The following is a 26,345-nucleotide window of genomic DNA, read 5'->3' as shown; positions in this document are numbered from 1 at the left end:
GTGTGTCATGGCCGGAATGATCAAGAAGGAAGACATCGAGAAGGTGCGCGCAGCCGCGGACCTCTACGACATCGTATCCGCATCCGTGTCGCTCAAGCCCTCGGGCACCGGCACGTACGTCGGCCTATGCCCGTTCCACGACGAGAAGACCGGCAGCTTCAACGTGCGCCCCGCGCTCGGCGTCTGGCACTGCTTCGGCTGCGGACTCGGCGGCGACGTGTTCAAATTCGTCGAACAGCAGGAGAACATCGACTTCCGCGAGGCCGTCGAACTGCTGGCCGACAAATACCACATCGAACTGCACTACGAGAGCACGGGCGCCGGCAAGCCGGGCGAACGCTCCGGCTCGAAGCGCGCGCGCCTGCTGGAGGCCAACGAGGAGGCGCAGCGGTTCTTCACCAGCCAGATCATGAGCAAGGAGGCGCTCGCCGCCCGCAAGCTGCTCGGAGGCCGCACGTTCAGCCAGGCCGACTGCGAACGCTTCGGCTGCGGGTACGCGCCCCAAGGCTGGGACAACCTCGTCCGTCATCTCGCGTCCAAGGGGTTCACGCAGCAGGAGATGCTCGACGCGGGCCTCGCACGCCAGGGCCAGCGCGGCGTCTACGACTACTTCCGAGGCCGCGTCACCTGGCCGATCCGCGATTCGACCGGCCGCACGCTCGGCTTCGGCGCGCGCAAACTGTACGACGACGACCAGATCGCCGCGAAGTACATCAACACGCCGGACACGCAGCTCTACCGCAAGACCCAGGTGCTGTACGGCATCGATCTGGCGAAGAAGGCGATCGTGAAGAAACGCCAGGTCGTGATCGTCGAAGGCTACACGGACGTGATGGCCATGCATCTGGCCGGCGTCGACACGGCCGTCGCCACGTGCGGCACCGCGTTCGGCGCGGAGCACGCGAAGATCGTGCGCCGTCTCATCGCCGACGATTCGCTCGGCGCCGTCCAGCTTGTCGGTCCGCTGAAGGTCGAAGGGCAGGCGGTGAGCTCGCGCGTCGTGTTCACGTTCGACGGCGACGCCGCCGGCCAGAAGGCGGCGCTGCACGCGTTCGGCCTCGACTCCGCGTTCCTCTCGCAGACGTTCGTCGCCGTCGCCGACGACAATCTCGACCCGTGCGACCTCAGGATCGAACGCGGCGACGAGGCGGTCCGCTCGCTCGTCACGCGCGCGAAACCCCTCTACGATTTCGTGATCGAGGCGGCGATCGGCCGGTTCGACACCCAGTACGCGACCGGCCAGATGGGCGCGGTCAAGGCGGTGGCGCCGCTGGTCGCGCAGATCCGCGACCGGTCGCTGCTCGACCTGTACACGCGTCGCGCCACGCGCCGCATCGGCGTCGACCTCGACATCATGCAGCGCGAGGTGGAACGCGAGCGTCGCCGTCAGCACGTGCGCGACGAGGACGCGTACGCACCGCGACGCCGGTTCAACGGCGGCGGCGCGTTCGACCGCGACGGATCGTCGCGCGGACGCGACGGCGATCCGTACGCCGATCCGGCGAAACGCCGGGAACTCGAGCATCGCGACGCGACCGAACAGACGTATTTCCGCATCGACGACGCCGTGTTCATCGCCGAACAGCAGTTCATGGCGCTGCTCATCCAGGTGCCGCTCGCCGTCAATCCCAACGGGTTCGCCGAACTGACGCTCGGGAACTTCATGACGCCGGTGTTCCGCACGATGTTTCAGGCGGTCGCCGCGGCCGGCGGACTGCCCTCCCCGGACACGCCGCAGGGATTGTGGATGCACAACCTCACCAAGGCGGGAGGGCCGATGCTCGAATCGACGATCAACGAGCTGGCCGTCATGCCGCTGCCGCTGCCGGACGACGGGCGGAACGCGGCCGACGGATCCGGCGCCGACGGTTCGGGCATGGTCGACGCGCGGCTCAGGCCGCCCACCAAGGCGGAGAGCCGATACGCCTCCGAACTGCTCGTCAAACTGCTCGACATGGGGTATATGCGGCGTATCGGCGCGGCCAAACGCCGGATGGCCATGATGCCCGACGGCGCGGAGAAGATCGCGCTGCTCGGCGAGATCACGCGGATGGAGACCCATCGCAAGGACATCCAGTCGCAGGTCTACGGCAACAACGTCGGCTGAGGGCGCGGGGGATTCCGGTCCCGTGGTCGGTTCCGTGGTTGGTTCCGCGATTGGTATGGTCGGGAACCGGCGGATTGGCCCCATCCAAATTGGACTGGTTTGGATTGGTCTTGCCGCCTAAGTCCGATAATGGTCGGCGACGGATGCCGCGTCCGCCCCGTCTCCCATCGGGCGCGCGGCGTCACATGGCATCGCATGAACCAGAAGGGAACTCGAATGACGCAGAACCGTGCTGAACTCAACCGCAACCTCGCCCAGATGCTCAAGGGCGGCGTGATCATGGACGTGACCACGCCCGAACAGGCGAAGATCGCCCAGGACGCGGGCGCGTGCGCCGTCATGGCGCTCGAACGCATCCCGGCCGACATCCGCGCCGCCGGCGGCGTCTCCCGCATGTCCGACCCGGCCATGATCAAGGGCATCCAGGAGGCCGTGTCCATCCCGGTCATGGCGAAGGTCCGCATCGGCCACATCGCCGAGGCCCGCATCCTGCAGGCCATCGACATCGACTACATCGACGAGTCCGAAGTGCTCTCCCCGGCCGACGACGTCTACCACATCGACAAGAACCGGTTCGACGTGCCGTTCGTGTGCGGCGCGAAGAACCTCGGCGAGGCACTGCGCCGCATCGCCGAAGGCGCGGCCATGATCCGCACCAAGGGCGAGCCGGGCACCGGCGACGTGATCCAGGCCGTGCGCCACATGCGCACGATGAACAAGCAGATCCACGAGCTCGTCTCCCTGCGCGACGACGAGGTGTACGAGGCTGCCAAGCAGCTCGCCGTGCCCTACGACCTCGCCAAGTACGTGCACGACAACGGCCGCCTGCCCGTCGTCAACTTCGCCGCCGGCGGCGTCGCCACCCCGGCCGACGCGGCCCTGATGATGGAACTCGGCGCCGAGGGCGTGTTCGTCGGCTCCGGCATCTTCAAGTCCGGCGACCCGGCCAAGCGCGCCGCCGCCATCGTCAAGGCGACCGCCAACTGGCAGGACGCCGACCTGCTCGCCAAGCTCTCCGAGAACCTCGGCGAGGCCATGGTCGGCATCAACGAGGACGAGATCCAGACCATCATGGCCGCCCGAGGCGAGTGACCGTTCCGACCGGATGAGCCCCCGCTGGCGGGGGCTGGCAGCCGCAAGGCTGACTGGGGGTGGGCGTTGCCGACGGACCACCCTCGGTCCCACTACGTTCGACAGCTCCCGCCAGCGGGAGCGGGAAAGGAATGACATGGTCGTAGCGGTCGAATACATCTCCAAGGAGGAATCCGACGGCGTCGAATCCGGTCAGGACCGGCACGGCGTGACCGGCATCCTCGCCGTGCAGGGCGCGTTCGCGGAACACGCCGCCGTGCTCGACAGGCTCGGCGCGCCGTGGAAGCTGCTGCGCGCCGCCGAGGACTTCGACGACTCCATCGACCGGGTGATTCTGCCCGGCGGCGAATCCACCACGCAGGGCAAGCTCCTGCGCTCCACCGGCCTGTTCGAGCGGATCGACGCGCACATCAAGGCCGGCAAACCCGTGTTCGGCACCTGCGCCGGCATGATCCTGCTCGCGAAGAGGCTCGACAACGACGAGCACGTGTACTTCGGGGCGCTCGACGCCGTCGTGCGCCGCAACGCGTACGGACGCCAGCTGGGCAGCTTCGCCGCCACCGCCGACTTCGGCGAGCCGGGCGACGCCGAATACATCAAGGATTTCCCGCTCGTGTTCATCCGCGGGCCTTACGTCGTCTCCGTGGGCGACGGGGCACGCGTCGAAACGCGGGTCGACGGGCATCCGGTGGCGTTGCGGCAGGGCAACATCCTCGCCACCGCGTTCCACCCGGAACTCACCGACGACACGCGCCTGCACGAGCTGTTCCTCTCCCTGTGATCGGAAGATAATCGTCGGGGGACGATCGTCGCGGCAAGGAACGGGAAAGGACGGTGGCCATGCGGCTGGAACTCGACAGGCGCGCGAGCGTGCCGATGTACCGGCAGCTGGCCGCGCAGCTGCGCGAACGCATCGTCTCCGGCGAACTCGCCGAAGGATACCGGCTGCCGCCCGAGCGTGAGCTCGCCGCCCGGCTCGGCGTCAACCGCACCACCGTCCTGCAGGCGTACCAGCGGCTCAAGGACGAAGGCCTCGTCGCGTCGAAGGTCGGCAAGGGCACGTTCGTGACGCCGGTGGACGGCGCCTCCTCCGGTGCGACGGGAATCGGCATGCCCGGCGCGTCGGGCGCCCCGGGGGAGAGCGCGGGGAACGGCGGCATGGTCCATACGATCCATGATGTCCGCACGGAGGGCGGCGCCGGCGCCCCCGAGCACGCCGGCGCGCCCGAGCCGTCCGTCATCCGGCCCCCGTGGTCGGTGCTGTTCAGCGACTACTCCAACCGGTTCACCTACCACGACATCGCCGAGATCGACCGCGCCCGGCGCGGTGGCGCGGGCGGACGCGTCATCGACTTCGCGACCGGCTCGCCTGATCCGGCGGACATCCCCGACGACCTGCTGCGCGCGGTGAGCCTTGAGGCGTTCGCCTCGCACGAGTTCGACGGACAGCCGGAATCGCCCATCGAAGGCTTCGACGAGCTGCGCGCGCTGCTCGCCGAACACATGCGCACGCGCGGCGTCGCCTGCGAGGCGCGCAACGTCATGGTCCTGTCCGGCTCCGAACAGGGCATCGACCTCATCGTGCGCGCGTTCGTGAACCCGGGCGACCGCGTGCTCGTCGAACAGTCCACGTTCTTCCCCGCGTTGCAGACGTTCCGTTCCGCCGACGCGTCGATCGTCGGCGTGCCGGTCGACGCCGACGGCATGCGCACCGACCTGCTCGAAGGCTACTGCGCGCGCTTCCGGCCCAAACTCATCTACACCATCCCCACCTTCCACAACCCCACCGGCACGACGATGCCGATGGGGCGCCGCCGCAGGCTCGTCGACGTGGCGCGCCGCTACCAGTGCCTCATCGTCGAGGACGACGCCTACGGGGAGCTGTGGTACGGCGGGCCCGGCGGCCCGGCGCGCCCCGTGCCGCTCGCCGGCATGGAGAACGCCGGATACGTGATGTACCTGTCCACGTTCTCGAAGACCGTCACCTCCGGGCTGCGCACCGGATGGGTGGCGGCCGACCCGCACGTCATCGCGCGCCTGGCCGCATTGCGGCGCATGGTCGACCAGCACACGAGCACGTCGTCGCAGCGCATCTGCCTCGAACTGCTCAAGGAGGGACGCATCGCCGGGCACGTGCGCGACCTGACCGCCGCCTACCGCCGCCGCCGCGACACGGCCGTCGCCGCGCTGGAACGGCATGCGCCGCAGGGCATGCGCTGGACCGTGCCGCAGGGCGGGTACTACATCTGGGTCTCGCTGCCCGACGGCGTGCGCGCGCTCGACCTGCTCGCCCGGTGCCGCACGCTCGGCGTCACGTTCATGCCCGGCGGCGTGTTCGACGTGGACGAGACCGACGAGACGCACATCCGTCTCAACATGGTCCGTCCCGCCGCGCGCGACCTGGAGGACGGCATCGGCCTGATCTGCGACGCCGTGCGCGCCATGACGCGCTGACCGGCGGCGCCGCGGGCGGGCTACCATGGTCCTCCATGGGAACGAATGCCATATGGAACCATGACCTGTACGACGGCCCCGCGGGGAAGCGGAACCTCATCACCGACGTGCCCGGCGTGAGGGTCGGCCACGTCACATTGCGCTCGCCCGACGGCGCCGCACCGGCGATCCGCACCGGCGTGACCGCCATCGTGCCGCCCGGCGACTGCTTCGCGAGCAAGTTGCCCGCCGCCGCATACGTGTCCAACGGCTTCGGCAAATCGATGGGACTCGTACAGGTCGGGGAGCTCGGCAGCCTCGAAACGCCGATCCTCATGACCAACACGCTCTCCTGCGGCGCCTGCTTCGACGCGCTCGTGGACCATGCGCTCGCCGCCCACCCCGCCATCGGCGTGGACACCGGCACGGTGAACCCGGTGGTCATGGAATGCAACGACGGCCCCATCAACTCGATACGCGCCCGCGCCGTCACGCCGGCGCACGGACTGGAGGCGATCGCCGCGGCCGGCGAGGACTTCGACGAGGGCGACGTGGGCGCCGGCACGGGCATGACCTGCTTCGGGCTCAAGGGCGGCGTCGGGTCGGCCTCGCGCGTGGTGCGCGTGGACGGCCGCGACCACGTGATCGGCGTGCTGACGCTCACGAACTTCGGTTCGCGCGAATGCCTGCGCCTCGACGGCGAGCCGGTCGGCCTGCACCTCGCCGAAGCGGAGCGCATCGCATCGGCATCGATATCGGCCGCGGACGGGGACGGGGACGGGGACGGGACCGCCGCCGGGAACGCGGGCGGCGAGGACAAGGGCAGCATCGTCGCGGTCATCGCCACCGACCTGCCCGTCGATTCGCGCCAGCTGAGGCGCATGGCCAAGCGCGTCACCGTCGGCATCGCGCGATGCGGCGGCTACATCGGCAACGGCAGCGGCGAGATCGTCGTCGCGTTCAGCACCGCCAACCGCATCGACCACTGGGCCGGCGACGACCTGACCAAACCGTCCGACCATCCCACGCCGGCCGGCGGGCCGCTCGTCGAGACCGTGACGCGGCTCAACGAGAACGCGATGGACCGGTGCTTCCGCGCCGTGGCCGCCGCAAGCGAGGAGGCCATCGTCAGCTCGCTGCTCCATGCGCACGGCGTGCGCGGCCGCGACGGCAAGGTCACCCCCTCGCTGCGCGACGCGTTGCGTGACGCGGGGCTGGCGCTGCCGGAATCCCTGGCGGAGGCGTAGCGCGCCTGCGGTGCGGCCGCATGGTCGCGTTGCGCGTCGCGGCCGCGTATCATACACATGGCGCATGCGGCGCCGGGCGACCGGTGCCGCGGCGCGGACATCACGACGCAGGAAGCACGGCTCCGCGCATCCGTCGGCCTCCGACGGCGCGGGCCGGCAAGGAAAGGGACAACAGACACTATGGGCACGGCATCGTCCACATCTCCGGTGACCGCCATCTCGGCGGGCAGCGAAAGCGGCATCACCCTGATCATCCACGCGGGCGCGGGCAGCCGCGGCAAGCGCAGCACGCCGGAACGCATCGCGCAGGTCGAGAAGGACCTCGACCGCGCGCTCGACGCCGGCTACGCGCTGCTCGAGGCGGGCGCGCCGGCCCACGAGGCCGTCATCGCCGCCATCCACGTGATGGAGGATTCCCCCGAATTCAACGCGGGTCGCGGCGCCGCGCTCACCAGCGACGGCATCGCCCAGATGGACGCCTGCCTGATGACCGGCGACGGCGAGGTCGGCGCGGTCACCGGCGTGTCCACGGTGAGGAACCCGATCGACGCGGCCCGCGCGGTCAAGGAGCAGACCAAGCACGTGCTGTTCGCCGACCCGACCGACGGCGAGATCGCCGACTGGGGCGTCGCGACCGAACCCAACGAGTACTTCATCACCGAGCAGCGTCGCCAGTCGCTCGCCGAGGCCCAGTCCGGCGGCGACGAATGGGAGAAGCACGGCACCATCGGCGCCGTGGCCCGCGACGTGAACGGCGACATCGCCGCCGGCACGTCCACCGGCGGCATCACCAACCAGATGCACGGCCGCGTCGGCGACTCGCCGCTGCCCGGCTGCGGCACCTTCGCCGACCAGCGCACCGTGGCGGTCTCCTGCACCGGCATCGGCGAGGCGTTCATCAAGGTCGTCGCCGCGCACCAGGTGTCCGACCGCGTGCGCTTCGCCGGCGAGTCCGTGCACGACGCGGCCGTCGCCACGCTCGACGAGGTCGCCGCCCACCACGGCGACGGCGGCATGATCGTCCTGCCCGCCCGGGGCCGCGGCGTCATCGCCTACAACAGCGAGATGATGAACCTCGGCTACCGCAGCGCGGACGGCGGCATGGTGCAGGGCTGACGCGTCAGGCGCACGGTCCGGTGGACCGTGCGTAGCGTCAGCCTGAGCGAGGCGGAAGCCGAGCGAAGGCAGGATTGGGTCCGGCCGCAGGCCGGTCCTTGATTGCAGGACCGAGCCGTAAAGAAAACAGCCCGGCGGGATTTCCCGTCGGGCTGTTTCATATCGATGCGCGACTCAACCGCGCCGCATCATCACTTGGTGATGGTGTTGTACGTGGGCATGTTCGTGTAGTCGAACTGCACGTTCTTCACGTTCTGCGCGGAGACGGCCGCCACGTTGTCGCACCACAGCGGGATGGACGGCAGGTCCTGCATGAGGATCTCCTGGGCGGTGCGCAGGGCCTCGGTGCGCTTGGCCACGTCGGTCTGCGACAGGGCGTTGGCCAGGGCGGCGTCGAACTCGGGGTTCTTGTAGTCGCCGTCGTTGGAGCCGTGGCCGTCCGCGGAGGCGGAGGCGTACAGCGGGGTCATGTAGTCCTCGGCGGACGGGTAGTCGAGCATCCAGCCGGAGCGGAACGCGGTGGAGATGCTGCGGTCGGTGACGCGTTCGCGGATGTCGCTGAACGTCGGGTAGGCGTCACCCTGCGCGTCGATGCCGAGCGTGTTCTTGAGCTGGTTGGACACGGCGTCGACCCACTGCTTGTGGCCGCCGTCGGCGTTGTAGGCGATCTTGAAGCTGCCGCTCCACGGGGAGATGGCGTCGGCCTTCTTCCACAGCTCCTTGGCCTTGGTCGGGTTGTACTTGAGGTTCTCCTCGCCCTTGAGCGTCTTGGAGTATTCGGGCACCAGCGGCGAGGTGAAGTCGGTGGCCACGGTCTTCGTGTTCGAGTACACCTTCTCGACGATCTGCTTGCGGTTGATGGCCATGGAGATGGCCTGGCGGCGCAGCTGGCCCTCCTCGTCGAAGCCGAAGTGGTCGAGGCGCTCCGGGATCACGAAGCCCTGGTAGGAGGAGCCGGGCTGGCTGTAGGCGGTCACGCTCTTGTTGGAGCGGAAGGTCTTGACGGCGCTGGCGGGCACCTCGTCGAGCACGTCGAGGTTGCCGGAGAGCACGTCGGAGTAGGCGGCGTTCTCATCGGTGTAGACGCGGAACTCGATGCCGTCGTTCTTCACGGTGCGCGAACCCTTGTAGTCGGGGTTCTTCACCACGGTGATGTCCTTGCCGACATTCCATGACTTGAGCTTGTACGGTCCGTTGCCGATCGGGTTCTTGCCGAACGCCTTGATGTCCTTGTAGGCCACGGACGGCAGCGGGAAGAACGACTGGTGGGCGATCTGCACCGGGAAGACGGAATCCGGGTGGTCGAGGGTGACGACCAGCGTGTGGTCGTCCTTGACCTCGAGGCCGCTCAGCTGCGCGTCGTCGGCCACGTTCGGGTCCTGCAGCTCGTCGTAGCCCTTGATGATGGACATGCGGCTCGCCTGCTTCATGGCGTGCTTCACGTTCGCCGCGTAGCTCCACGCCTTGGCGAACGATTCGGCGGTCACGGCCTCGCCGTTGGTGAACTTCCAGCCGTCCTTGATCTTGATGGTGTATTGGGTGGCGTCGTCGTTCGGCGTGATGGACTTGGCGACCTCGAGGTGCTGCTTGCCCTTGACGTCGTAGCTGACCAGCCCCTCGAACAGGTAGCGGATGACCTTGCCGCCGCCCATCTCGTTGGTGTCGGCGGGGACCAGCGGGCTCTGCGGCTCGGTGTTGTTCACCGAGATGATGGTCTGGCCGTCGGACTGCGACGAGCTGGACGAGCCGCCGCAGGCGGCCGCCGTGAGCAGCATCGCGCAGGCCGCGCCCAAGGCGGCGATGCGCTTGGCATGGGTTGAGAACATGGACCTTCTTCTTTCTCCTATTCCATAATGGCCGCGAACCATTGTATGAACGGCAGGTAACGGGGATGGGCGGTTGTCCATATTCGTAAACGTTCTTATATATGCATGTGTTCTTATATATGCGCTATATGCGTGGATGCTGTGCGTCCGCGCCCGTCGGCGGATGTGCATCGACGGATGTGTGCATCGACGGCGGCGGCCCCGCGGTGGTCTCCATCCTTTCGGGGAGAAGACCGCCACGGGGCCGCCGTTCGGAATCGCCGGGAATCGCCTGGACCCGGCGAATCCCGATGGATCAGGCCAGCTGGGCGAGCAGCGCCGGCAGCTCGGCCATCGTGTCGATGACCGCGTCGGCGCCCGCGTTCACGAACGCGTCGCGGGCCGCCGCACGCGCGGCCGCCTTGTCGGCGTCGTTCAGCGCCTCGAACTCCGCCTGGCTCAGGGCCATCTGCGAGCTGCCCTCGGTCACGCCGATCGTGAACACGCCCGCGTTTTTGCCCTCGCGGATGTCGGAGAGCGTGTCGCCCACCTTCGCGGCGCGGCGCACGTCGGTCACGTGCAGGGCCTCGAGGTTGCGGAAGATCATGTACGGGTAGGGGCGGCCGTAGCCGTCGGTGCCGTCCGGGCTGATCCAGAAGTCCGGGTCGTAGCCGTTCTCCTTGGCCTTCGGCACGACGATCTCCATCATCCTGTCCGTGTAGCCGGTGGTCGAGCCGATCTTCAGACCCGCCTCGCGCAGGGCGGCGACCGCGTCCACGACGCCCGGCTTCGGGTCGGCGAAGCCGTCGAGGATGGACAGCAGCTTCGGCTCGAAGTGCGCGTACACGGCATCCGTGTCCGCGTCGGTCGGGGCGGCGCCGTGGGCGTCCTCCCACGCGCGGGCGATGCGGTTCATGTGCAGCATCGTGTTGATGTGGTCGTGCTTGAGCATGCCCATCGGCTTGCGGGTCTCCTCCATGGTCGGCTCCACGCCGAACTCCTTGAACGCCTCCTGGAAGGCCTTCACGGGGGCGAAGCAGCCGTAGTCCACGGTCGTGCCCGCCCAGTCGAAGATCACGGCTTCGAAACGGTTGGTCATTGTCCCTGTCTCCTTTGTTCCGATTGTCCGGGCGGTTCTCAGGCGGTGAGCTTCACGTTCGCCGGGGCGGCGGCCTTGATCGGCTCGCCGGCCTTGTCCATCGCGGCGATGGCCGCGGGCACGGAGGCCGAGCCGGTGGCCGCCTCGAGCAGGCCGCGCTCGCCCATGTACAGGGCCAGGAGCTCGGTCACCTTCTCGATGTCGTCGGTGTAGATCTCGCCGATGTTGCCCAGGCGGAAGGTCTCCTCGTGGGTGAGCTTGCCCGGGTAGATCGCGTAGCCGCGCTCCTTGATGAACTCGTACATGTCGTGGAAGTCGAACTTCGTGCCCTCCGGGTAGAGGAACGTGGTGATGATCGGGCCCTGGTTCTCCTTGAGGAACACGCGGAAGCCGAGCGCCTCCATGCGGGCGATGAGCAGGTGGTTGTTCAGCGCGTAGCGGGCGGAACGGGCCGGGATGCCGCCTTCGGCGAACATCTCGTCGAGGGCCTTGGAGAAGGCGAGCACCACGTGGGTGGGGGAGGTGTAGCGCCACTTGCCGTTCGCCTTCTCCAGCGTGTTCCACTGGTCCCACAGGTCGAGGGACAGGCTGCGCGCCTTGCCCTTGGAGGCCTCGAGCTTCGCCTTGTTGCAGATGATGAAGCTGAAGCCCGGAACGCCCTGGATGCACTTGTTGGCGGAGGAGACGAGGAAGTCGATGCCCCAGCCGGAGACCGGGATGTCGACGCCGCCGAAGGAGCTCATCGCGTCGACCATGAACGTGCAGCCGTGCGCCTTGGCGACGGTGGCCACGGCGGCGATGTCGTTGAGCAGGCCGGAGGTGGTCTCCGAGTGGATCATCGACACGTGCGTGATGGACGGGTCGCGGCGCAGGTACTCCTCGACCTTGTCGGCGTCCGGGATGCGGTCGTACGGCTCGGCGTACTGCACGTAGTCGATGCCCGCGTGCTCGCAGATCTTGACCTGGCGGTCGCCGTACGCGCCGTTGGTGCACAGCAGCACCTTCTCGTCCTTGCCGATCACGGAGGTCAGGACGCTCTCCACGCCGAACGTGCCGGAGCCCTGCATGAGCACGACGGTGTAGTCGTTCGGGTCGCAGTGGGCGAGCTCGAGCAGCTGGCGGCGGATCTTCTGGGTGATCTGCTGGTAGTCCTCGTCCCACGTGCAGTGGTCGAAGAGCATCTCCTCCTTGACCGTGCGGGTCGTGGTCAGCGGTCCGGGGGTGAGCAGCTTGTATTCGTTGGCCATGATGGTCGTTTCCTTTCTTTTCCGTGGATGCCATGGATCCGTCGGATCCCGTGGGTTCCTGGCTTGGACGAAGTATGCGTCGGATGCTGTGGATGTTCGTTAGGTGCTTTGGATACGGCTTCCGCCCGCAGAGTGTAATCACGAAGGAAGTTTTCGGATATTTCTACGTAGATTTCGCCCTGCGGGCGGAGTGTCGTTTGTAGTAACCGAGTTGCGTTCAGACCGCGTTCACCTGCGCGGTCCGGACGCGCCCCGTCACTCCTGGCCTTCCGCGGCCCGCTTGCACTCGGACGAGAAGTCCTGATGCTTCTGGAGCAGGTCGACGGTCAGCGGCTCGGGGAACGACTTGGAACGCTTGGAGGCGTTCGCCGGGGCCTTCTCGCCCTTGTAGAGCGGGGTCGGGTAGGTCTCGAGCAGCTCCTTGCGGCCCTTGTCGATGATGACGCCGGCCATCTTCTGCGCCTTCGGGTTGGTGGCGCGGCCCTTGTCGAGCACCGCCACCGACTCGGTGAGCGAGTAGTTGCCTTCGGTCGGGTCCACGTAGTCGATGGGCAGGCCGTTCTTCTTGTCCGCGACCGCCTGGTGGCGCAGGCCGAAGCCGATCGCCACCTCCTTGGCGCGCACCGACTTGAGCGGTCCGGAACCGGACTGTTCAAGGTGCGGGCCGGCGTTGCGGTAGATGTCCGTGAGGATTCGCTTGCCCTTCTCGCCGGTGCCGTAGGCGTCGACGATGGCCTGGACCATCAGCCAGCCGGTGGAGGAGCCCTCCATGTCCGGCACGGAGATCAGGCCCTTGTACTCGGGCTTGGCCAGGTCGGCGTAGCTCGTCGGCTTCGGCACGCCCGCGGCCTTGAGCGCCTCGGTGTTGATGATGATGGCGCCCTCCTGCGCGGTGGTGGGGGAGCGGTAGGCCGGGGCCTTCGAGTTCTCCGTGTCGCCGAGCAGCTGCGAACGCACGTCGGTCAGGTTCGCGAACATGTGGTTGCGCTCCTGGGCGGAGTCGACGTAGTAGGAGCTCATCGTGAGCATGTCGGCCTCGAGGGCCTTGCCCTCGGCCAGCATCTTGCCGCCGAGCTCGGAGGTGCCGAACTCCTGGATGATGTACTGGTCCTTGTAGCCGTTGCGGTCGAGCGCGTGCTCGAAGGCGGTGACGGCCTCCTCGTCGGCGTTCGTGTAGATGACGACCTTGCCGCCGGCCGCCGACGCGGACGTGGAGACCGCGCCGAAGGTGACGAGCAGCGCCACGCACACCGCGGAGGCGATGCCGGTGAGCAGGCTGCGGTTCCTGCGGTTGCCGCTGTCCGGCAGCCGGAAGGTGGCGGCCGCGGCCGCGAGCTGGCGGCTGGGGCGCACGGTGCTGAACGAGGCGGCCACCTGCGGGGTCCTCACGGCGGCCTTGGCCTTGCGGGCCTCCTTGGCGCGTTCGGCGGAACGGTCGCGGGTGAACAGGGCGATCAGGCCCTTGACCACGAGGTTGACGACGAGGATGAGCAGCGAGAGCACGAACACGTCGTCGAACTTGGCGATGTGCTGCAGGGCGGAGATCTTCGTGGTGATGACCTGCGTGCGGGCGCCGGTCAGGAAGACGACGGCCGAGATGGTGACCATCGCGTTGACGAAGTAGTAGCCGAAGATCTGCAGCAGCGTGGGCCACGCGTTCGGCGTGACGACGCGCACCAGCGTCTTGATCCAGTTGTCGCCCATGAGCTTGGCGGTGGTCTCCCAGCCGGCGTTCATCTTGGTCAGCGAGTCCTTGATCATCTGGTACGGGGTGGCGAAGTAGTGCACGATGTTCGCGATGATGAGGATCCAGAACGTGTTCTGCAGCGGCGAGCCGGAGAACATGAACAGGAAGGCGATGCCGAGCACCATGCCCGGGACCGTGTTGATGATCGCGGAGATCGCGTCCACCGAGCGGCGGGCCCACGCGGGCAGCTTCGAGCGGGAGGTGACCAGGCCGGCGGCGTAGACGAACACGCATCCGAAGATGGCGGTCATCACGGCGACGTACAGCGAGTTGGTGAACACCTGCGTGAGCTGCGAGTCGGTGAACAGGTTCGCGATGTGCGCGAACGTGAAGCCGAGATGGTCCGGCCACTCCTGGACGAACGGGATGAGCAGGATCACGAGGAACACGGAGAGCGTGCACACGAGCGTGACGACCGAGGCGATGCCGCAGATCCAATCGCGCTTCCGGCCCTTCGGCAGGTCGATCTGGCTGATCTGCTTGTAGCGGATCGCGAAGCGTTCGAGCACGGTCATCAGGATGATCGAGATGATCGAGGGGATGAGCATGAACACGGCGATCACGGCGCCGCGGTTGAAGTTCGGGATCGAGCCGAGCATCTGGTTGAACAGCGTCATGGCCAGCACGTCGTAGGTGCCGCCCACCGAGGTCGGGATGCCGTAGTCGGTGAACGCGAGGAAGAACGACTGGATGAACGCGACGGCCAGCGTGCCGACCAGCGGGCGCAGCACGGTGTTGAGGAAGGTCGTCAGCGGGTTGTCGCCCATGATGTGCGAGACGATGATGAACTTCTTGTCGACGAACTGGAAGCTGTTGTTGATGAGCAGGAAGCAGGTCGGCAGCGTGTAGATGACATAGCCGATGAGCAGACCGTTGAACCCGTAGATGTCGAACAGCGGGTGGCCGATGAGCTGCGTGATCAGGCCGTTCTTGCCGAACGAGTAGATGATCGCGAAGCCGTAGGTGATGGTCGGCAGCAGCATCGGCAGCTGGGCGAGCAGGGCGACGGCCTTCTTGAACCCGCGCGGCACGTTCGTGCAGTTGATCGTGTAGCTCAGCAGGAAGGCGAGCAGCACGGCGACGAGCGCGGAGACGGCGGCGACGGTCAGCGAGTTCGTGATCGACCGGACGAACTCGGGGCGGGACAGGATCGTCGTGTAGTTGTCGAACGTGGCCTCGCCGCCCGCGGTGGTGAACGAGCGGATGATCACGAGGATCATCGGCACGACGAGGAAGCCGATGAAGCATACGGCGACGATCGCGAGCAGCGTCCACAGCTCGGTCTGCTTCGGCTTGGAGGGGCGCGCCTCGTAGTTGTGGATCTCGGGGCGGATGTTGGGCAGCTGTTTGCCCGCCTGGATGGATTCTACCGACATGGCGTTCAGTCCTCCTGGCCCGCGGCGGCGAGTTCGGCATTGGCGTGCGCGGCCGTGTCGGCCTCGTCGCCCTCGTTGAACAGGGTGTAGATGTTGTTGCGCTTCACCTCGAGCTGGTGGAGGATGAACTTGCGCACGAAATCGGACGCCGGATGCTCGATGATGTTCTCCGGGGTGTCGTACTGCGCCACCTTGCCGTGGTTGATGATGAGCACCTTGTCGCTCATCGTGCACGCCTCCTCCGGATCGTGGGTGACCATGATCGTGGTGAGGTCGTACTGTTCGACGATCTGCTTGATCTTCGCCTTGATGGACTCCTTGATCACGCCGTCTAGGGCGGACAGCGGCTCGTCGAGGAGCAGCAGCTTCGGCTTCATGACGAGCGTGCGGGCGAGCGCCACGCGCTGCTTCTGGCCGCCGGAGAGCTCGTCGATGTGCTTGTTGAGGTGTTCCTCGAGGCCGAGCAGGCTGATCAGCTCCTTGATCTCGGCCTCCGAGGAGATGCCCGGGTTGTTCCTCAGGCCGTAGGTGATGTTCTCGTAGGCGGTGAGGTTCGGGAAGAGCGCGTAGTCCTGGAACACGATGTTGAAGCCGCGCTTCTCCATCGGCACGTGGGTGAGGTCCTCGCCGTTGTAGATCAGCCGGCCGCTGGTCGGCTCGGTGATGCCCAGGATGATGTTGAGCAGCGTGGTCTTGCCGCCGCCGGACGGGCCGAGGATCGACATGATCCTGCCGTTGTCCAGTTCGAGGCTGATGCCGTTCAGCACGTGGGTGTCGCCGAACGACTTGGTGATGTCCTTGAGTTCGAGCATATTTCGTCAACTGCCTTTTCTGTCCGGGGCGCGGTGTCCGCGGCCCGTTCGCGGGTGGCGCCGCGGTCTCGGCGCCGTGATCGGTATTCAGTTATCGCGGTCGGACTTCATACCGTGGCAGCCGAACCGCGCTGCATCTCCTATCGTGCCGCCGCTTCGGGCCGCTTGGACGGCGTGCAGGGGAAAGTTGCCTGAAACCATGGTGAACAGCAAGTGAAACTACGTGGACGGTGTGTAGTCGACGTAGTCCTGCGCCGTGCGCGGGCGGGGCGAGGGGATGCGGAAACCTTGTTCTTCATGTTCCATTCATTCGCAATTCATCTCATCGAAATCGAAAAAGTCGGGAAACAAAGTCAATAACGAGTAAGCGTCACGCGATGTTCCGCGAAAAACGGTCGGAAAACAGCACGCCGAGGCTACGTACCTAGGCGTGGTTTCCGTTAGGATACTTACGGTAAATCCCCTTGTTCCATGGAGGAATCGATGCGGCGCTGGCTGGTCGGACTGTTGAAGAGCGAGACGATTCTCATCGTCGCCACGGTGCTGGCGCTGATCTCATGCTTCATCGTCCCGCCGGACTCCGACTACAAGGGCTACGTGCATATGAGCACGATCAGCCAGCTCGTCTGTCTGATGCTCGTCGTGTGCGGCCTGCAGCGCATCGGCGTGTTCCGCATCATCGGATCGCGTCTGCTGCATCACGTGCGCACCGCGCGCGGGCTAGTCCTCACGCTCATCTCGCTCACGTTCTTCTCCGCGATGCTCATCACCAACGACGTGGCGCTCGTCACGTTCATCCCGTTCGCGATCTCCGTGCTCGTCATGGCGCACATGGAGGAGCATGCGGTGCTCGTCGGCACGCTGATGACCATCGGTGCGAACGTGGGCAGCATGCTCACGCCGATCGGCAACGCACACAACCTGTATCTGAAGGCGCTCACCGGCATGCCGTCGATGGAGATGATCGGCATCATGGCGCCGTACTCCGTGACCGCCGCCGTGCTGCTCGTCATCATCACCTGCGTCGTGTTCGGCTCCAAACCGGTCTCCGAATTCAGTGCGCTCGACGGCGCCGGCATCGAGCAGGGCGTGCTCGCGCCGGAAAGCGGCAAGCCGCGCCCCGACGAGATCCGCATCACCGGCTACGGCGCCGGCTACGGCGGATGGCGCACCGTCGTCTACGCGCTGCTGTTCGTGGTCTGCCTGCTCGCGGTGAGCGACGTCATCCCGCTGTGGCTCATGTGCGTGATCGTGTTCTCCGCGTTCCTCGTGTGCGACCGCAAGGCATTCCGCAACGTCGACTGGGGGTTGCCGCTCACCTTCACGATGTTCTTCATCTTCATCGGCAACATGAAGCGCGTGCCCGAATTCTACGAGCTCGCCGCCTCGCTGGTGGACGCGCACCCGCTGGAGGTCGCGGTCGGCTCGAGCCAGCTCATCAGCAACGTGCCCACCACGATCCTGCTGTCCGGGTTCACCGAGCAGTGGCGTCCGCTCATCATCGGCACGAACCTGGGCGGCATGGGCACGCTCATCGCCTCGATGGCCTCGCTGATCGGCTACAAGAACGTCGTGCGCAAGTATCCGGACCGCAATGGCCGCTACCTCGTCGTCTACTCGGCCGTCAACGTCCTCTTCCTCATCGTCCTCGTGGGGCTCTCCTGGATCATCGAGCCGTGAGCGGCTCGGAACCGGTGGCGGTCGGCGCGGAAAGTTAACGTACGGTTCATCTGTCGGTCAGGTTTCGTCAGCCGGCGGCACACCCGGGCGGGCTATCGTCGTCCTCGACAATACGAGATGATGGTGGAACTGTCGCGAGGAGATGAAACCTTGCAGCCTTCGGTGGGAATTCGCGAGCGCATCGACCATGTGTATCCGTCATTGAGACCGGCCGAGCGGTCCGTCGCCCGGTACATCCGCGACCATATCGAGGAGGCGGCGGGGCTGACCGTCGGCCAGCTCGCCGAGGCGACGCACGTCAGCCAGCCGACCGTGATCCGCTTCTCCCGCAAACTCGGATTCGGCGGCTATCGTGAGCTGCGCTACGTGCTGCGTCACCCCGAGGCGGAGCGTCAGGTGACGTTCGATCCGTTGGAGGGATTCGACCTTAACCCGTGGGACGATCCGGAGAGCGTGCCCTCCAAGGCGGCCGCCGGCGCCACGTCGCTCATCGACGAACTGCGGCGTTCGCTCGACGTGAAGGCGTTCCGCAAGGCGACGACGCTGCTCGCCGGCGCGGATGCCATCGACATCTATGGCGTGGAGAACTCGCTCGTGCCCGCCACCGACCTGTTCACCAAACTCATGTACCTGGGATTGGACTGCCGTCTCAACACGGACGCCTACCTCCAGCAGATCGGCGCGGGGCATCTCACCGGCGACGACGTGGCGATCGCGTTCTCCCATTCCGGATCGTCGGCGGACACGGTGAAGGCGCTGCGCCTCGCCAAGATGGCGGGCGCGCGCACCATCGCCGTGACCAATCACGTCGGCTCGCCGTTGGCCGGTTCCGCCGACGTGACGCTGATCACCGGATCCGGTTCGCATACGATCTACGGCAACGCGATCTTCTCGCGCGTCGCGAACGTGGCGCTCGTCGACATGCTCTACATGGGTGTGATCCTGTCCGACTACGGCCGGTTCTCCACCGCGCTCGACCAGTCGGGCAGGATGATCGCGGACCGGGAGTACCGGAGCTGAGCCTCGCGGCTCAGCCGACGTGGCGCTCGAAGCGGTGGAAGCCGGTGATCGCGTCGATCTCGGCCATCGCGTCGGCGGGGATCTCGAAGCCGGAGGCCTTGAGGTTGTTCTCCAGCTGGCTGGGCTTGCTGGCGCCGGCGATCACGCAGCTGATCTCCTTGTGCTGGAGGATCCAGGCGAGGGAGAGCACCGGCAGGTTCGTGCCGAGTTCGTCGGCCACGCCGCGCAGCTTCTCGACCATGTCGAGGTTGGCATCGGTGAGCAGGTCGTTGATCTGGTGGTCGGCCTGCCAGGTGGCGCGGGAGCCGGCCGGCAGCGGTTGTCCCTTGCGGTACTTGCCGGTGAGCAGGCCCTGCGCGAGCGGGGAGAACGTGGTGATGCCGATGCCGAGCTTCGAGCACACGCCCATGATCTCGTGTTCGATGTAGCGGTCGGCGAGGTTGTACTGCGGCTGCACCACGGTGATCGGGTAGAGGCCGAGGTGGTCGATGATGCGCTGCGCCTCCTGGAGCCTTGCGCCGCCCCACTCCTCGGAGACGCCGTAGTAGAGGACCTTGCCCTGCGCGACGAGGTCGCTCATCGCGCGCAGCGTCTCCTCCAGGTCGGTGGACTCGTCGAAGCGGTGGCAGTAGTAGAGGTCGAGGTAGTCGGTGCGCATGTTCTTCAGGCTCTGCTCGCAGCTTTCGAAGATGTGCTTGCGCGACAGGCCGCGGTCGTTCACGCCGTCCCCGGTGGGGAAGAACACCTTCGAGGAGATGACGAGCTCGCGGCGCGGGAAGCGGCTCAGCACCTCGCCGAAGAACCGTTCGGCCGCGCCCGCGGAGTACGCGTCGGCGCAGTCGAAGAAGTTCACGCCGTTGTCGAACGCGAGGTCGACGGTCTGCTTCGCCACGTCCTCGGCGGAGGTGCCTTTGAGGTCGGTCACCCAGCTGCCCAGCGCGATCTCGCTGATCTTCAGTCCGGACTTGCCTACGTTGCGGTACTTCATCGTTGCTGCTCTTTCTGTGATTCAGGTGTTATCGCTCACAATCCATTGAAGCACTTCAAGTGCGCTTCAACGCAAACGCCGTATGCCGGACATGTCGCGGGCGCGCCGATGCGCCCGCCGTCGCACGCCTGTCGTCGCCGTCGCGCGCGGGGCGGACTTCGTCGCGCCGTTCCGCCGGTCGTTGCCGTATTTGCGCGAAACACAGGTGTACTGTCTATGGCAGGGGAGAGCGAAGTGCGGCAAGATGACCGATAGGCAGAGTTGACGGTCTGTCAACATATCCTCAAGGAGGCGGCATATGTATTACTCCAACGGCAACTACGAGGCGTTCGCGCGGCCGAAGAAGCCCGAAGGCGTCGACGGCAAGCACGCGTACATCATCGGCACCGGGCTCGCGGCCCTGTCCGCCGCATGCTATCTCGTGCGCGACGCGCAGATGCCCGGCAAGAACATCCACATCATCGAGAAGGACGACGTGCCCGGCGGCGCGTGCGACGGCGCCCAGATCCCCGGACTCGGCTACGTGATGCGCGGCGGGCGCGAGATGGACAACCACTTCGAGGTGATGTGGGACCTGTTCCGCTCCATCCCCTCCATCGAGGACCCCGACGTCTCCGTGCTCGACGAGTACTACTGGCTCAACAAGGAGGACCCGAACTACTCGCTGTGCCGCGCCACCAAGGACCAAGGCAAGGACGCCGGCACCAAGGGCCGGTTCGGACTGTCCGACAAGGCCGCGCAGGAGATCATGAAGCTCTTCTTCACCCCCGACGAGGAGCTCTACGACAAGCCGATCACCGACTTCTTCGACGACGAGGTGCTCGACTCCAACTTCTGGATGTACTGGCGCACCATGTTCGCGTTCGAGAACTGGCATTCCGCGCTGGAGATGAAGCTGTACATCAAGCGCTACATCCACCACATCGGCGGCCTGCCGGACTTCAGCGCCCTGCGCTTCACCCGCTACAACCAGTACGAGTCGATGATCCTGCCGATGGTCAGGTACCTCGAATCGCACGGCGTCGAATTCCGCTACGGAACCAAGGTCGAGAACGTCGAATTCGCGATCGGCGGCGGCGACGGGCCGAAGCGCGAGCGTACCGGCGTCGGCCAGGACACGATCCTCAAGATCCAGGCGACCTCCGGCGTGTTCAAGCGCAACCCGTACGGCAGCGCCACGAAGAAGATCGCCGTGCGCCTCGACCTCGACCACGAGGGCGACAAATCCTCCATCGACCTGACCGAGAACGACTACGTGTTCATCACCAACGGCGGTTGCGTCGAGAACTCCACCATGGGTTCGCAGCATGCGCCCGCGCCGTGGAACCCGGACCTGAAGCCGGGCGGCGGCTGGGACATGTGGCGCCGCATCGCCGCGCAGGACCCGAGCTTCGGACACCCCGACACGTTCTGCTCCGACCCGCAGGCCACCAAGTGGATGAGCGCCACCGTCACCACGCTCGACGGCGAGATCCCGCCCTACATCCAGCGCATCTGCAAGCGCGACCCGTTCTCGGGCCGCGTCGTGACCGGCGGCATCGTCACCGTCACCGACTCCAGCTGGCTGATGAGCTGGACCCTCAACCGCCAGCAGCAGTTCCGCGACCAGAGCAAGGACCAGCTGTGCGTGTGGGTGTACGGCCTGTTCCCCGACAAGCCCGGCGACTACGTGAAGAAGCCGATGACCGAATGCACCGGCGAGGAGATCTGCGCCGAATGGCTCTACCACATGGGCGTGCCGACGGAGAGAATCGAGGCGCTCGCCGCGAAGCACGCCAACACGGTGCCGGTCATGATGCCGTACATCACCGCGTTCTTCATGCCGCGCGCCGCCGGCGACCGTCCGGACGTCGTGCCCGACGGCGCCGTCAACTTCGCGTTCCTTGGCCAGTTCGCCGAGACTCCGCGCGACACGATCTTCACCACCGAATACTCGATGCGCACCGGCATGGAGGCCGTCTACACGCTGCTCGACGTGGACCGCGGCGTACCCGAGGTGTGGGGCAGCGTCTACGACGTGAGGAACCTGCTCAACGCCACCGTGAAGCTGCGCGACGGCGCGCCTGTCACGGACATGAAGCTCAACTTCGTGGAACGCGCCGTGCTCGGCAAGGTGCTGAAGAAGCTCGACGGCACTGACATCGCCACGCTGCTCAGGGAGTATCACGTGATCTGACCGGCATGGCCTGTTGTTCCCCCAACGTTCACCCGCGCGTTCATCCGCGTCCGTCCGGGCGCGGCATGGCCGGACGATGATGGAGGGCGAGAGGGGAGGGGACGGTGCCGCGCCGCGTCGGACCGGCCGATGTGCGGGCGCCGTCCCCTGCCTCCCGTGAGGAGGAAACAACGACACAGAAGGACACGCGTCACACCGGCGCGTTCAAGCGTCCGTTGATCGCCGCGCTGCTCACCATCGGCATGATCGTCCCGTCCGCGGGCCTCGCCATGACCGCCAGCGCCGCGGAAGGCGCGGCACCGTCCGCCGCGGCGGCCGCCGCGCAGACGACGGCGCAGTCCGGTGCGGCTGCGTCCGCCGCGACGCAGTCGCAGAACACGTCCAAGCCGCAGAGCACGTCGTCGTCGGCTCCGGCCGCACCGGCGGCGGCTCCGACGGCGAAGACGTCGGCACCGGCCGCGCCGGTCGCGAAGGCCGCCTCTCCGGCGCCGGTACAGTCCGCTCCGGCACCGGCCGCGACGCAGGCTCCGGCGATGACGCATGCCCCCGCTGCGGCGCAACCGACGGCCGTGGTTCCGGCGCAACCGACGGCATCCGCGCCGACGGTCGACAGGTACAATCTCGCCGAACAGGACGGCACCGTGGTCGTCGTCGCCCCGGACGCTGGCAATGCGACGATCGAGACGAACCTCAACGAGTTCCTTGGCGGATACGAGTTCGGCCAGCCCGTCCAATCGAACGGCGTCTGGACCATCCAGGCGACGCTGGGCTCCAACAACCTGTCCAACGGCTGGACCATGGTCATGAGCAAGTTCTCGTGGCTCACGCCGTCGGTCAAAGCCACCGACTTCGACAAGTCGTGGAGCGGCACGAACTACACCGCCACATTCACCTACGACGAGAACGCCAAGACATGGAAGCTGACCACGCCGGTCAGGCTCGCCGTCAAGACCGAAGCGCCCAAGCCCAAGACGTTCACGCTCACCTTCGAGACCAACGGCGGCAGCGCCATCGCCCCGCAGCCGGTCCAGGAAGGCGGCACCTACTATCCGGACGAACCCACACGCGACGGCTACACGTTCACCGGCTGGTACGCCGACAAGGACCTCACCCAGCGCTTCGACCTGATCAACTTCAAGATCGAACAGGACACCACCGTGTACGCCGGCTGGAAGAAGAACGAGCCGGAACCCGCCACCGCGTTCTACCACTTCTACTCCGACCCTGATTCCGAGGCGTCCGACCAGTCCGTGCTGTGCACCATCGGCAAGCCCATCGCCGACTGCTACGACTTCGCCGACCTGCAGGGCACGAAGGACGGCTACGTGTTCGCCGGCTGGTACGACAACAAGAATCTGGCCGGCAGCCCGATCGACGCGCAGCACACGCTCGCCGAAAAGGGATGGGCCGCGTTCTACGCCAAGTGGGTCAAGGCCGACGAGACGTTCACGCTCACCTTCGAGACCAACGGCGGCAGCGCCATCGCCCCGCAGCAGGTCAAGGCCGGCGAAGGCTACGACGGCGACGCCGCCACCACGCGCGACGGCTACACATTCACCGGCTGGTACACCGACAAGGACCTCACCACGACCGTCGACCTCAAGGAGCTGAAGCTCTTCGCCGACACCACCGTGTACGCCGGCTGGAAGAAGAACGAGACCAAGCCGCAGCCCGGCGACCAGACCAAGCCCGCCTCCAAGCCCACGGCCCAGAAGCCGGCCGCGAAGAAGACCACGACGGCCAAGGGTACCGCGGCCAAGAAGACCACGACGGTGAAGAAGAGCACGAAGAACCTGTCCAGGACCGGCTCCTCTGTCTCCGCCATCGCCATCGCCGCGCTGGCGCTCGCCGCCGCCGGCATCGTGCTCGCACGCAAGCGCGCCGAGTGACTCCCGGACGGTATCCGGTGACGTCGCGATGACCGTCATACGGTCGTCATGACGCCATATGACGGGAACGGCGCTCCCTCCAAGGTGAGGAGGGAGCGCCGTTCCCGTTCTCCGTCCGCGGTCCTTACCGCGGAAGTGGACGCGAGCGTCGGCTCAGATGTTGCCGCGCACGTGCTGGTCCGCCCACGACTGGGAGTGCGTGAACGTGGCCGGATCGGAACTCACGTTCGCGTGCGGGTCGTCGAGCGCGTCGATGGCGGCGATCTCGGCGGCGGTCAGGTCGAAACCGGCGCTCGCGAGGTTCTCGCGCATACGCTCCGCATGCTTCGACTTCGGAATGACGATGCGCCCCTCCTGCGTATGCCAGCGCAGCACCACCTGTCCGGGCGTTACGCCGTGCGCCTCCGCCGCCTTCGTGACCGGTTCGGATGCGATGTCCCTGCCGTGGCCGAGCGGGCTGTACGCCTCGACCGCGATGCCGTGCGCCTTGCAGAACGCGCGCACGCCCGGCTGGTTGAAGCGCGGATGCACCTCGATCTGGTTCACGGCCGGCGCCTCGCCGGAATCCTCGATGATCGCGCGCAGATGCTCGGGCAGGAAGTTGCTCACGCCCGGCACGCGGATCGCGCCCTCGTCGCGCAGCTTCAGCAGGGCGCGCCACGTCTCGCGGTAGAAGCCGGCGGCGGGGAACGGCCAGTGGATGAGATACATGTCGATGACGTCGACGCCCAGCTTGCGGCGGGACTCGTCGAACGCGACGCGTGCCGCGTCATAGCCCTGGTCGCAGTTGCGCAGTTTCGTGGTCACCCAGACCTTGCCCGCCATGCCGGTGGCGCGCAATGCGTCGCCGACCTGCTGTTCGTTGTAGTAGGCGGCGGCGGTGTCGATGTGCCGGTAGCCGAGCTCCAGCGCCTCCTCGACCGCGCGCTGCGTGTCCTCGGGCGGGATCTGGAACGTGCCGAACCCGATCTGCGGGATGCTCGTGCCGGTCTTGTCGCACAACGTCAGTTCCGGTGATGCCGCCGGCGTCGTGCTCGCTGTCGTCGTTGATGACGTCTCCGGTGAAATGGTTGTCTGCTGACCGCTCATCATGCCCCCATTCGTCGATGATGTGGATTCGGTCCCATTGTAGGCCGGGACATCAGTTGCGCGATAGGGACGATCGGTGCGGGATGGGACGGTGCGGGATGGGACGGCTCCCGGGATGTGCGTGGGCGAGCCGCTCGGTCCATTCCGGTGGACGGGGCGGCGACGGGGCTGGAGCGATGCGGTCGGTGGTGGATATGCGTCTCGCCTACGATGCGACACGCCGAGGAAACGGCGGTATGACAACGTTCTGAAACCGGTTTCAGAATACGTTTGCAAAAGAAGTCGGCAGTGTCTATCATGTGAGATGTCAGCCGGAATACGAGGCTGGCGGAACTGATTAGGAAAGGTGGACATCATGGCCAACAAGAACATCTTCGGTGATCTCCTCAGCTACTGCGCGGACAACATGTTCCCGGAGAGCATCGCCCGCGAAAAGATGGCCGAGACCGCTCGTCGTCACGGCAACCGCTGAATCGCCTACTGATTCGACAGTATCCAAGTAGCGGTTCGACTGTTCGATGCCGGGAGGTTGAGGCATCGGAAGAGTGCCGCGAGTTCGACAACCGATACAGATACGGACAACGGCGTCCGCCCCATTCGTTTCCAGATTCCCGTCCGCGTTCCCCGCGAGACGGGTTTCGTCGTATTAGAAGCCTCCCGCTGGCTGGTTGGTTTGTCGTGGCCGGCCGGGGCTTCTTGTTGTTCCTCCCGCTGGCGGGAGGTGGCGCGCGCAGCGCGTCGGAGGGTGGTTGGGTGGTGGTTGTTGGTTGTTTGGCACCACCCCCACCCGGCTTCGCCGGGAGCCCCCGCCGGCGGGGGCGGGAGCCCCGCGTGTGGCTGGGTGTTGTTCCTCCCGCTGGCGGGAGGTGGCGCGCGGAGCGCGTCGGTGGGTGGTTTCGCCGGGTTGTGGTTGTTGGGTTGGGTGAATGGTTGGTTGGTTGTGGGTGAATTGTGTTGGTTGTGGTGTGGGTGGTGGTGTGGTGGTGGGTATCGTGGTGGTTGTAGGGCTTGTTGGGCTTGTTTTCGACACGCCGTGGGAGTGTTGTGTTTGCAACGTTTCCGGGGTGGTTTTGTGGTGTGGGTTTGCGGTGTGGTGCGGGGTGGTGTATGTTTATCTCTTGCTGCCGGTCAGCTTCTGGTTCTTCCCTTTGTGTGGTTGGTTTCCGGGGTTGGCTGTGTGTGGTGGTTTGAGAACTCAAGAGCGTGTTGTACTACTTACTTCTTTATAGTCAATGATTGCCAGTCCGATGCCCGCTCGGGGTTTTTCCTGGAGTACCCGAGGGGGTTTGATGGGTGTCGGGGTTTTTGTGCGAACGTCCTTCCTTATAGGATGTTCCGTCAATTGTTTTTTTTGAGAGTCATCTGTCGATGTCTTTCTGCAAGGTTTTTTGTGGAGGGTTCGATTCTGGCTCAGGATGAACG

16 protein-coding genes and 3 pseudogenes are annotated in these 26,345 nt (G+C 66.2%); 11 read left to right on the top strand and 8 right to left on the bottom strand.

All coding sequences use genetic code 11. The annotated features are described in order from the left end of the window. Window positions 1–7: 7 nt before the first annotated feature. From dnaG to Uis4E_RS03620, 6 genes are all read left to right on the top strand, one after another. Window positions 8–2,107, top strand: a complete 2,100-nt coding sequence (gene dnaG, locus Uis4E_RS03645) for a DNA primase (protein ID WP_101621907.1) — start codon at window positions 8–10, stop codon at window positions 2,105–2,107. Window positions 2,108–2,323: 216 nt separating this feature from the next. Beyond that, complete coding sequence (pdxS, locus tag Uis4E_RS03640; RefSeq protein WP_101621906.1) at window positions 2,324–3,199, top strand: pyridoxal 5'-phosphate synthase lyase subunit PdxS; 876 nt, start codon at window positions 2,324–2,326, stop codon at window positions 3,197–3,199. A gap of 136 nt (window positions 3,200–3,335) precedes the next feature. Then, entirely contained in the window at window positions 3,336–3,980 is a 645-nt protein-coding gene (pdxT, locus tag Uis4E_RS03635) for a pyridoxal 5'-phosphate synthase glutaminase subunit PdxT (RefSeq protein ID WP_101621905.1), read from the top strand. Window positions 3,981–4,039: 59 nt separating this feature from the next. Next, window positions 4,040–5,653, top strand: a complete 1,614-nt coding sequence (locus Uis4E_RS03630; protein WP_101621904.1) for an aminotransferase-like domain-containing protein — start codon at window positions 4,040–4,042, stop codon at window positions 5,651–5,653. A 35-nt stretch (window positions 5,654–5,688) separates the two neighbouring features. Further along, complete coding sequence (locus tag Uis4E_RS03625) at window positions 5,689–6,879, top strand: DmpA family aminopeptidase (RefSeq protein WP_101621903.1); 1,191 nt, start codon at window positions 5,689–5,691, stop codon at window positions 6,877–6,879. 180 nt (window positions 6,880–7,059) lie between these two features. Next, window positions 7,060–7,995: an isoaspartyl peptidase/L-asparaginase family protein gene (locus tag Uis4E_RS03620; protein WP_101621902.1), complete on the top strand. Its 936-nt coding sequence runs from the start codon at window positions 7,060–7,062 to the stop codon at window positions 7,993–7,995. Window positions 7,996–8,186: 191 nt separating this feature from the next. Here Uis4E_RS03620 and Uis4E_RS03615 read toward each other — a convergent pair whose 3' ends face one another. From Uis4E_RS03615 to Uis4E_RS12410, 4 genes and pseudogenes are all read right to left on the bottom strand, one after another. Beyond that, on the bottom strand, window positions 8,187–9,821 hold the full coding sequence (locus Uis4E_RS03615; RefSeq protein ID WP_101621901.1) for a peptide ABC transporter substrate-binding protein: 1,635 nt from the start codon (window positions 9,819–9,821) through the stop codon (window positions 8,187–8,189). A 295-nt stretch (window positions 9,822–10,116) separates the two neighbouring features. Continuing rightward, window positions 10,117–10,899 (bottom strand): phosphonoacetaldehyde hydrolase, encoded by a 783-nt coding sequence (gene phnX / locus Uis4E_RS03610; RefSeq protein ID WP_101621900.1) that lies wholly within the window; start codon window positions 10,897–10,899, stop codon window positions 10,117–10,119. Between the two features lie 38 nt (window positions 10,900–10,937). After that, on the bottom strand, window positions 10,938–12,146 hold the full coding sequence (locus tag Uis4E_RS03605; protein WP_101621899.1) for a 2-aminoethylphosphonate--pyruvate transaminase: 1,209 nt from the start codon (window positions 12,144–12,146) through the stop codon (window positions 10,938–10,940). Between the two features lie 255 nt (window positions 12,147–12,401). After that, window positions 12,402–13,256, bottom strand: a pseudogene (locus Uis4E_RS12410) (extracellular solute-binding protein); the annotation flags it as partial. Between the two features lie 24 nt (window positions 13,257–13,280). Between Uis4E_RS12410 and Uis4E_RS12405 the strand changes: the two are divergent. Then, window positions 13,281–13,334, top strand: a pseudogene (locus tag Uis4E_RS12405) (hypothetical protein); the annotation flags it as partial. Window positions 13,335–13,595: 261 nt separating this feature from the next. Here Uis4E_RS12405 and Uis4E_RS12400 read toward each other — a convergent pair. Together Uis4E_RS12400 and Uis4E_RS03595 are read right to left on the bottom strand one after the other, a co-directional pair. Further along, window positions 13,596–14,144, bottom strand: a pseudogene (locus Uis4E_RS12400) (ABC transporter permease subunit); the annotation flags it as partial. 1,130 nt (window positions 14,145–15,274) lie between these two features. Continuing rightward, window positions 15,275–16,081, bottom strand: a complete 807-nt coding sequence (locus Uis4E_RS03595; RefSeq protein ID WP_101621898.1) for an ABC transporter ATP-binding protein — start codon at window positions 16,079–16,081, stop codon at window positions 15,275–15,277. A gap of 483 nt (window positions 16,082–16,564) precedes the next feature. On the opposite strand from Uis4E_RS03595, the gene Uis4E_RS03590 reads away from it, so the two are divergent. Continuing rightward, window positions 16,565–17,761, top strand: a complete 1,197-nt coding sequence (locus tag Uis4E_RS03590; RefSeq protein ID WP_101621897.1) for an SLC13 family permease — start codon at window positions 16,565–16,567, stop codon at window positions 17,759–17,761. 150 nt (window positions 17,762–17,911) lie between these two features. Then, window positions 17,912–18,781 carry a MurR/RpiR family transcriptional regulator gene (locus Uis4E_RS03585; protein WP_101621896.1) on the top strand — a complete coding sequence of 290 codons (870 nt, stop codon included), beginning with the start codon at window positions 17,912–17,914 and terminating at the stop codon, window positions 18,779–18,781. Between the two features lie 10 nt (window positions 18,782–18,791). Here the strand turns inward: Uis4E_RS03585 and Uis4E_RS03580 are convergent, their stop codons facing one another. After that, complete coding sequence (locus Uis4E_RS03580) at window positions 18,792–19,769, bottom strand: aldo/keto reductase family protein (RefSeq protein WP_101621895.1); 978 nt, start codon at window positions 19,767–19,769, stop codon at window positions 18,792–18,794. 298 nt (window positions 19,770–20,067) lie between these two features. On the opposite strand from Uis4E_RS03580, the gene Uis4E_RS03575 reads away from it, so the two are divergent. Both Uis4E_RS03575 and Uis4E_RS03570 read left to right on the top strand, forming a co-directional pair. After that, on the top strand, window positions 20,068–21,945 hold the full coding sequence (locus tag Uis4E_RS03575) for an oleate hydratase (protein ID WP_101621894.1): 1,878 nt from the start codon (window positions 20,068–20,070) through the stop codon (window positions 21,943–21,945). Window positions 21,946–22,049: 104 nt separating this feature from the next. Next, entirely contained in the window at window positions 22,050–23,834 is a 1,785-nt protein-coding gene (locus Uis4E_RS03570; protein ID WP_101621893.1) for an InlB B-repeat-containing protein, read from the top strand. Window positions 23,835–23,987: 153 nt separating this feature from the next. Here the strand turns inward: Uis4E_RS03570 and Uis4E_RS03565 are convergent, their stop codons facing one another. After that, complete coding sequence (locus Uis4E_RS03565; protein WP_243394310.1) at window positions 23,988–24,926, bottom strand: aldo/keto reductase; 939 nt, start codon at window positions 24,924–24,926, stop codon at window positions 23,988–23,990. Between the last annotated feature and the right edge of the window lie 1,419 nt (window positions 24,927–26,345).

Origin of the sequence: Bifidobacterium parmae, from assembly GCF_002860365.1 — a bacterium.
GTDB lineage: Bacteria > Actinomycetota > Actinomycetes > Actinomycetales > Bifidobacteriaceae > Bifidobacterium > Bifidobacterium parmae.
Note: the sequence above shows the minus strand (reverse complement) of the source record. Positions and strands in the feature narration are given on the sequence as shown.

Bases quoted from the DNA above. Each gene is read 5' to 3' on its own strand.
- dnaG (WP_101621907.1), top strand. From the start codon at position 8: ATGGCCGGAATGATCAAGAAGGAAGACATCGAGAAGGTGCGCGCAGCC.
- pdxS (WP_101621906.1), top strand. From the start codon at position 2,324: ATGACGCAGAACCGTGCTGAACTCAACCGCAACCTCGCCCAGATGCTC.
- pdxT (WP_101621905.1), top strand. From the start codon at position 3,336: ATGGTCGTAGCGGTCGAATACATCTCCAAGGAGGAATCCGACGGCGTC.
- Uis4E_RS03630 (WP_101621904.1), top strand. From the start codon at position 4,040: ATGCGGCTGGAACTCGACAGGCGCGCGAGCGTGCCGATGTACCGGCAG.
- Uis4E_RS03625 (WP_101621903.1), top strand. From the start codon at position 5,689: ATGGGAACGAATGCCATATGGAACCATGACCTGTACGACGGCCCCGCG.
- Uis4E_RS03620 (WP_101621902.1), top strand. From the start codon at position 7,060: ATGGGCACGGCATCGTCCACATCTCCGGTGACCGCCATCTCGGCGGGC.
- Uis4E_RS03615 (WP_101621901.1), bottom strand. From the start codon at position 9,821: ATGTTCTCAACCCATGCCAAGCGCATCGCCGCCTTGGGCGCGGCCTGC.
- phnX (WP_101621900.1), bottom strand. From the start codon at position 10,899: ATGACCAACCGTTTCGAAGCCGTGATCTTCGACTGGGCGGGCACGACC.
- Uis4E_RS03605 (WP_101621899.1), bottom strand. From the start codon at position 12,146: ATGGCCAACGAATACAAGCTGCTCACCCCCGGACCGCTGACCACGACC.
- Uis4E_RS03595 (WP_101621898.1), bottom strand. From the start codon at position 16,081: ATGCTCGAACTCAAGGACATCACCAAGTCGTTCGGCGACACCCACGTG.
- Uis4E_RS03590 (WP_101621897.1), top strand. From the start codon at position 16,565: ATGCGGCGCTGGCTGGTCGGACTGTTGAAGAGCGAGACGATTCTCATC.
- Uis4E_RS03580 (WP_101621895.1), bottom strand. From the start codon at position 19,769: ATGAAGTACCGCAACGTAGGCAAGTCCGGACTGAAGATCAGCGAGATC.
- Uis4E_RS03575 (WP_101621894.1), top strand. From the start codon at position 20,068: ATGTATTACTCCAACGGCAACTACGAGGCGTTCGCGCGGCCGAAGAAG.
- Uis4E_RS03565 (WP_243394310.1), bottom strand. From the start codon at position 24,926: ATGATGAGCGGTCAGCAGACAACCATTTCACCGGAGACGTCATCAACG.